The sequence below is a fragment of the Akkermansia sp. N21169 genome, from assembly GCF_029854675.1.
Lineage (GTDB): Bacteria > Verrucomicrobiota > Verrucomicrobiia > Verrucomicrobiales > Akkermansiaceae > Akkermansia.
The window spans coordinates 98,218-105,568 of record NZ_JARWNC010000034.1 but is presented as its reverse complement, the minus strand read 5'-3'; the positions used below and the strand labels follow the sequence as shown (position 1 = coordinate 105,568).

The following is a 7,351-nucleotide window of genomic DNA, read 5'->3' as shown; positions in this document are numbered from 1 at the left end:
AAATCTGACTAGTTAGAAGGTACCGCACGTAGTCTGACGGTTTTAACATCCGCTAATTATTTGTTTTGTAATTAATTTATTTAAATTGCCTATTTTTATAAATTTTCCAATTTTTCAACGTCTGTTAAAATTTATTTTCAAAACACGCAAAACAAAAGATTAAAATTAAATACAATGCATCCGATAAATGGACACAATATATTATATATCAATTTATTATGAAAATATAAAATAGAGAAAAGGGCGAGATTCGATTAAATCAATGCATCAATCAATAAAACATACACGAAAAAACAACACAAACGTTTGTTTATAATGCCTAAATCCATCGCTTTTACTAGCCCGTGGTTGAGTTAGATAGAAAGAGAGAAGGGCGTTTTTCATAAAAACATCAAACTAAATGTGTCTTGCCGGGTTGTTTATCCTTGTCAACGGATGTTAAATCCGCTAGTTACAAACAATATATCCGATATTTTTATTATCTTAAATTTACAAGAAACATTTCTCTATTCATTATAAAAATATCATCATCCTATTAAAGGGCTTATATTTGCAGAAAAAACTCTTATGAAAAAGACGACAGAAATGAAAATTCACTGCAGTTATTTGTCATATGATGGATTTAACATCAAAAACAATACATATTTATGGGCATTCATAAAATACCCACATTTCCGCATCGGACAAAAGGAGAATTCCGATCAGTTAAATCTAATATCCATCATGAAGTTGGATATTTATTAGCCAGGACACCATATCACAACTTCTTCTGGATTCTCTCATGATTTCCACGAGAAAGGGAAGCCGTTCCTACAATTCCGGATCAGGCAGAATATCGATATAGATACCGGGAGTACTGCCTTCCACCGGAACTGCACCGACGGTTTTGGCATAAAACTCCGCCGGACCAACACCTCCGATAAAGGCGTAGGCAAACCCCATGTCCCTCAGGGCACCGAGGGCAGTCACCAGAAGGGCTTTGCCAAGTCCACTCCTGCGTACGGAAGGATCGGTTCCCATGGGGCCAAGGAAACCGCGAGCCGTTACATCGTAGCATGCGAAGCCGACAATCCGGCTGTCGCACGTGGCAATGAAGCATGAAACGGGTTGACGTCCGAAAGCGACCTTCGTTTCGCTGACCCACTTGGGGCTGAACGTCCTTCCGACCCAGTCGGTCACGATATGGCGTTCGTAGGCGCCCGGACGACGGATCAGAATCCCCTGCCCCTTCAGTTCGTTGATCGAGGAGGAAACGTCAGGAAGGTCGTAAAGGCGAACCAGCATGTCAAACATGGAATGATGCTATACGGTTCACCGCCTGCCGTGAATCCCAAAATGACAAACTCGCGGAAAAACATGCGCCCGGCACCACCCTATCTGGGCTGTCGCATGGCGGTCAGTTTGTAGAAAAGCTGGTTGTGCTCGGCGAGGAGAGGGGTGATCTGGTCGGCGCTGACAGCCACCTGTCCCCGGATATCGGTGTAGAGCTTGCGATAGTCCACCAGCCCTCCCATGGTCGCGAGAAACAGGGGTTCCTTCAAACCGCTGACAATGGCCAGGTGCATGTCTCCGGCAGCATCCTCCAATTGGCGGATCAGGCGGATTTTCACGAAGATGAGAGCCAGGGAGGACAGAACCCAGAGGACGGCGGCACAACCGACCAGGACGAATCCCGCGGAGGATTCCCCGAGTCCTCCGAGAATGCCTCCGGCGGCGATCAGCAGGAAAATGATGAAAAGTTGCTTGTACATCCACTTTTCCTGCCCGGCATACAATTTCGACAGACAGGACTTCAATCCGAAATCATTGAGAGGCTGGTAAACGGCACGTCCCAGGCGACGGCGATAGGTGTCCAGACTTGTCTGGAGGCGTTCTGCCGGGAAATCTCCGATGTCGCACTCCATCTGGTCCTGAACGCGGGGACGGATGGAATTCCAGTGCTGGGTGCAGGCCGTCAGGAACTCGCGGTTGTAGTACTCCTGGCGTTCTTCGATGCTGTGGGAAATTTGTTTGTAAAACCAGTTGTCAATGCCCGCGGCCATGTGGCCCAGGCAACGGACGCGGTTCAGGGAAAGGACATAGCCAAGCTGTCTGGCCGTTTTGCGGGCCAAGCGCGGAACAAACTCCTGAACGAGAGTAGACATGGCTTCCAGACGTGTGGGAAGGATGCGGGCCATCTGGTTGCAAACGGAGTCGATTTCGCTCTCGATCCTGGCCAGGAACCCCGAGTCCATACGCAGGAGGCGATCCTGGTTGCGCAAGACCTGTTTCTGTTCTTCCAACAAGGATGCCGTTGCGGCGATCACCCGGGCGTTCATGCCGAGGGAAGCCATCCTGACGGCCAAAATGTGGTTGACGCGCCGGGTCAGGGCATCGGCTCCGTATCCTTTCTGGCTCCCCCCTCCGCAGACGGGAAAGAGAGGTGGTTCCGTATCAAGATAACGGCGGCAGTCCTCGCGGACAATGTCTTTGACGTTCTGGATCTGGTCGAAACTACACTCGTCGGGATGTGTCACGGCAATGATCATCCGGGTGTAGTATTCGGGGGGGAACCGGGAGATGAAATCCCACGCATTCCGGGAATACGGCATTGTGGCGGAAATCACCATGATGATGACATCCGATCCTTGGAGAGCCTCCTGCAGGAGATCCCCTTCCTTGTCGAAATCGCGAATGCTCGTATCAATAAATTCGACATCACGCAGCTGAGGCAGAGGATAGTAGGCGGCCTCCTCCCCCTGGGCAAGTTCTCCCGAAGCATGAACGTCGAACCTCCAGCGAAGGACGGGAACGCCGCGCGACATCCTCCCGAACGTATCCTCTTTGGGAGAAACCATCAGGTCCAGTACGGACGACTTGCCGGCACAGGTATCCCCGATCACGGCAACGGCCGGAATGCGTTCCGCCGCCCGCAGCGCATCTCGCAACGGCTCTTCCGCCGGGAAAATACAGTCGTCCCCCAGTTTGCTGGAAAAATCAAGGGCGCACTCAGCGATGTTGCGCACGTGATAGGATAAGGCATGTTGTCCCTGTTTCAGCATAGGTCGGCGCGGAATGTCTGGAACCCTGCAGCATAAAAAAGAGCTCTTTGAGAACCACCTCAAGAGCTCTTGTGTGATGCTTAAGGCATTTTAACCATTTCACCGGCGCTTGTCTATGCCAAAACCGGGAAAAAAGGGCAACGCCAAGCGAAGATTATTGCTGAGGTACAGCACCGGAAGTTCCCGGAGTCACGGCAGGTTCGTCCGCATTTTCGGCGGAAACGGGAGCGACGGCAGGTTGCCGGGGAGCATCTTCCTGCTGCATTGAGGGTTCCGTGACCGGTTGTTCATGGATAGACGGAACAACTGCGGGAGCAACGACAGGAGCCGGAGCCGCCGGTATGACGGGGACAGACGGGGCAGGTGCGGATACACCCGCCGAATTGGCATAGCGCTGGCCGATGGAGATCAGTTCGGAAACAGTCACCAGGCGGAACCCCCGGTTTTGCAGGCCACGCACAATGCCTTCCACGGCATCTACGGTGGACGCGTGGATGTCATGCACGAGGATGATCGATCCGGGCTTGGCACCATTGACAGCACGGGAAATTACCGTGGAGACTCCGGGCTTGCGCCAGTCGTTGGTGTCGACATCCCAGAGGATCGTCTTGTAGCCGAAGCGTTCATGCATCCATGTATAAAGCCCGGCATTGACAGCTCCGTAAGGAGGACGCATCAGCTTGGGGGAGGAGCCGGTCGCCTTGCGGATCGCCTCGTCGGTTTTTTGAAGCTGGGCTTCGCAGAGCGGACGCGATGTCTTGGTCATGCAAATGTGGTTCCATGTGTGGGATGCCGGTTCATGGCCTTCGCGAGCCATGCGGCTGACGATGCCGGGGTAGCGATTGACGTTAACTCCCTGCATAAAGAAGGTACCCTTGGCGTTGTAGCGATTGAGGATATCCAGAACACGCGGAGTCAGTGTCCCGTGAGGCCCGTCGTCAAAAGTCAGGGCGACGACTTTTTCCGGAACATTCACGCGGGAAATGCGCACTCCGGGCACCTTGGGAGCCTGAGGGGCAAACGTCGTGTTTTTGGCAACGACGGGGAATTGCTGGCTATTCCCGGTCCGATTCTTCGAAACAGGAAGCCTGTGAGCAGGCGTTATCTTGGAAGCTGGGATGGATTCCGTTGCAGGCGTTACATGAGCTTCGGGTGAAGTCCCTTTTTGGGAGGAGCAGGAAGACAACACCAAGGCAGCCGCAAGAACAGTGAAAAACGTATATTTCATGACAAATTGGGGTGAACTTGTTTACCTTCACTGAGGGGACATGTCACGCCGTAATTGATATTTATTCAAAAAAGCCGATCATTCCGGAGAGTTCATATCGATATAATTAACGGAGACCGTTTTCCGTGAATCGTTCGTGTCGCGAACCTCAACTTTCATTTGTTTGAAAAACCAGGATCCGTCCTTCAGTTTCATCACGGACGTCAGCAGGAAACGCTTGGCCAACTCCCCTCGGGCATCAATGCCGTCGATCTGCCACATTCCGCCGTTTTCTTTATCAACCCACACGCGCACCCAGGCGTACTGACCGAGGGAGGGAGTCGGGTTCTTGAGTTGGACGATCCAGCAAAGACGTCCTTTGACGGTGGATGTCGCTTCGCTCTCCTGAAGAATCCGGGCTCCAGGCCAGTACAGGAAACGCATGGATAAATCCTCGTAGGTAATGTCCGTTTCAGGAATGGGAGTCGAATACATCGCCTTGGGGAGAGCCACCATTTTGCCGTCCTTCTGGTATTGGAGTTCCTGCCCTTTCTCCTTGAATTTGAGATCGAAGCGTTCCCATACGTTGTTTTGGAAATACTGGAAGCACATCAGTTCGCCTCGCAAACTGATGTTGAAAGGTATCTTCACGCTACGCCGGCGAATCTGCCCCTTGATATCCTTGTTCTTCTGGAGGGTCGCAGTCTGACGGAGGCTTTTCATCAAAGCGTCTGCATTGGGTTCCTGCGCATCGGCGGGACCGCATAACAACGCACCGGCACACACCGCCAGAGCCAATCGGCTGCATTTGATCATCAAGGCATTCATATCTGCTCCGTGACATACATGCACGAATGCCTGCGGAAAACACCAAAATGAGTCACCCGGCAAGATTCTTTCCGGAGGTCAATTCCATGGAGCCTCACTTTATTCTTCACTCGCGGGAGGAGCATCGCATAATGGAGGCATGTTCAACCTACCCATCAGGCCGCGCCGGAACAGAAAAAGCGCCGCCATACGCGACCTCGTCGCGGAAACGCATCTTTCCCCTTCTCAATTCATTCTGCCCGTCTTCATTCATGAATCCGACGAAGACGTCCCGATTGAGTCCCTGCCCGGCTGCACCCGCTGGAGCATCCCAGGACTCGTCGAGGAAGCTAAACGGCTCATGGATCTCGGCATTACATCCGTAGATATTTTCCCGGCCGTGCCCGATTCCAAAAAGACGCCCGGAGCGGAGGAGGCTTACAACCCCGACGGTCTCGTCCCGCGGGCTATTGTCGCCCTCAAGGATGCCCTGCCCGATCTGGTCGTCAACACGGACGTCGCTCTCGATCCGTACAACACCGACGGTCACGACGGCATTGTCCAGTTCTACCCCGACGGCAGTTATGAAATCCTCAACGATCCCACCATCGAGGTTCTCTGCCGCCAGGCGCTCTGCTTCGCCGAAGCCGGGGCGGACGTCATCTCCCCAAGCGACATGATGGATGGGCGCGTAGCCGCCATCCGCTCCGCACTCGATTACGAACACTTGGAAGACGTCTCCATCATGGCCTATACCGCCAAATATGCCAGCGCCATGTACGGTCCTTTCCGCGGGGCTCTTGAGAGCGCTCCCAAAAGCGGTGACAAAAAGACCTATCAAATGGATCCGCGCAACCTCCGGGAAGCACTGCGCGAAGCCGCACTCGACGAAGCGGAAGGAGCGGACATCCTCATGGTGAAACCCGCCACGATGTACCTCGACGTCCTCCATGCCATGCGCCAGACGACTACCCTCCCCCTGGCCGCCTATCATGTCAGTGGAGAATACCTCATGCTGAAAGCCGCCGCCGCCTCCGGCTGGATCGACGAACAGGCCGCCGTGCTGGAAACTCTCACGAGCATCCGCCGCGCCGGTGCCGACATGATCCTGACCTACTACGCCGCCCAGGCCGCCGCATGGCTCCAAGGACGCAGCCTGTAAAAAAATGAGGGTGTTTATTCGCAAGAAAAAGCTTGTATGGAGCTCTCATTGTGTGATGATGCCAGACACGAGACCATTCTATTGCTTATGAAATATAGCCGCATCAGTTTGCTTGCCGCCGCATTTTTTGCAACGGGCCTTCTGGCTTCCGGCGCACCGGAAGATACCTATGCCGAAGCGGATTCGCTCATTTGCCTTTCCAAGATGCTGGAGGGTAAAAAAGCCTACGCCGACGCCCATAAAAACATCACCCAGGCCATCCAGACCCTCGGATCCCTCAAGTCCTCCAGCCCGAACTGGAAACCGGACTGGGTGGAACGCAAACTCGCCACAGCCCGGGAAGCAGAGGAAAGGCTGGCTCCGCTGGCCAAGGAAAATCCGTCCTCCACAGCCGATCTCTGGAAAGGAGCCGATTATTCCGTCCCCCCCGCACCTCCCAGCAAACTCAGCAATGTGGAAGAATCCCTCAAGCCGACGATGAATGCCGCGCTGGGATACAGGGCTCCCGTAGAAGTCATGGAAGGCAGCCCTCACGCCGCCTATGTCGAGTCTGACCCGCATTATGCCCAGTACCAGAAGAACCTGCGCATCCAAAGCCGCAGCCGCCAGAAATCGTTGCGAGTGGCGGCACCGGCCGACAGTCAGTCCGCAGAGTTGGATCGCATCCGCCAACAACAGGAAGCCCTGGCCCGCCAAAGGCAGGTCATCTCACAGAAACAGGCCGCTTCCAATCCCGCCATTCGCAGCCGCTTCGCTCCAGCGCCCGTAGACAACGCCGCCAACCAGGCACGTCTTCAGGCCCTTGCCGCAGAACAGGCAAAACTTCAGGAGAAGGAACGCCAGTTGGAACAGGAACGCCGCCAGGCTGCCATTGACGCCGAACGCCGGCAGCGCGAGGCAAACCAGCGCCAGGAAGCTATTCGTCAGCAACAGGCTATCGATGCCCAGCGCAGGCAGCAGCAAATTCAGCAACAAATGCAACAGAAGGCCCGGCAGCAACAGGCTAGTCCCTCTCCCAAGCCCGCACCGGCACCCACGGAAGGAAGGCGTTCCCGGTTCCGTATCGGCTAATCCACCGCTTTCTGAAAATACCAGCATTTCCATTGCCCCGTCCAGCCACGGGGCAATTTGCTA

General features: G+C 54.0%; 6 protein-coding genes. 2 read left to right on the top strand and 4 right to left on the bottom strand.

All coding sequences use genetic code 11. The features are described from left to right. Positions 1-810 precede the first annotated feature (810 nt). From QET40_RS04930 to QET40_RS04915, 4 genes are all read right to left on the bottom strand, one after another. Positions 811-1,293 (bottom strand): GNAT family N-acetyltransferase, encoded by a 483-nt coding sequence (locus QET40_RS04930; protein ID WP_280126057.1) that lies wholly within the window; start codon positions 1,291-1,293, stop codon positions 811-813. A gap of 80 nt (positions 1,294-1,373) precedes the next feature. Next, complete coding sequence (locus QET40_RS04925) at positions 1,374-3,005, bottom strand: hypothetical protein (RefSeq protein WP_280126056.1); 1,632 nt, start codon at positions 3,003-3,005, stop codon at positions 1,374-1,376. Positions 3,006-3,195: 190 nt separating this feature from the next. Then, positions 3,196-4,269: a polysaccharide deacetylase family protein gene (locus QET40_RS04920; protein WP_280126055.1), complete on the bottom strand. Its 1,074-nt coding sequence runs from the start codon at positions 4,267-4,269 to the stop codon at positions 3,196-3,198. A 78-nt stretch (positions 4,270-4,347) separates the two neighbouring features. Beyond that, positions 4,348-5,076 carry an outer membrane lipoprotein-sorting protein gene (locus QET40_RS04915; protein ID WP_280126054.1) on the bottom strand — a complete coding sequence of 243 codons (729 nt, stop codon included), beginning with the start codon at positions 5,074-5,076 and terminating at the stop codon, positions 4,348-4,350. Positions 5,077-5,215: 139 nt separating this feature from the next. On the opposite strand from QET40_RS04915, the gene hemB reads away from it, so the two are divergent. Both hemB and QET40_RS04905 read left to right on the top strand, forming a co-directional pair. Next, complete coding sequence (gene hemB, locus QET40_RS04910) at positions 5,216-6,217, top strand: porphobilinogen synthase (RefSeq protein WP_280126053.1); 1,002 nt, start codon at positions 5,216-5,218, stop codon at positions 6,215-6,217. A gap of 87 nt (positions 6,218-6,304) precedes the next feature. Beyond that, positions 6,305-7,288: a hypothetical protein gene (locus tag QET40_RS04905; protein WP_280126052.1), complete on the top strand. Its 984-nt coding sequence runs from the start codon at positions 6,305-6,307 to the stop codon at positions 7,286-7,288. The last annotated feature ends 63 nt before the right edge of the window (positions 7,289-7,351 follow it).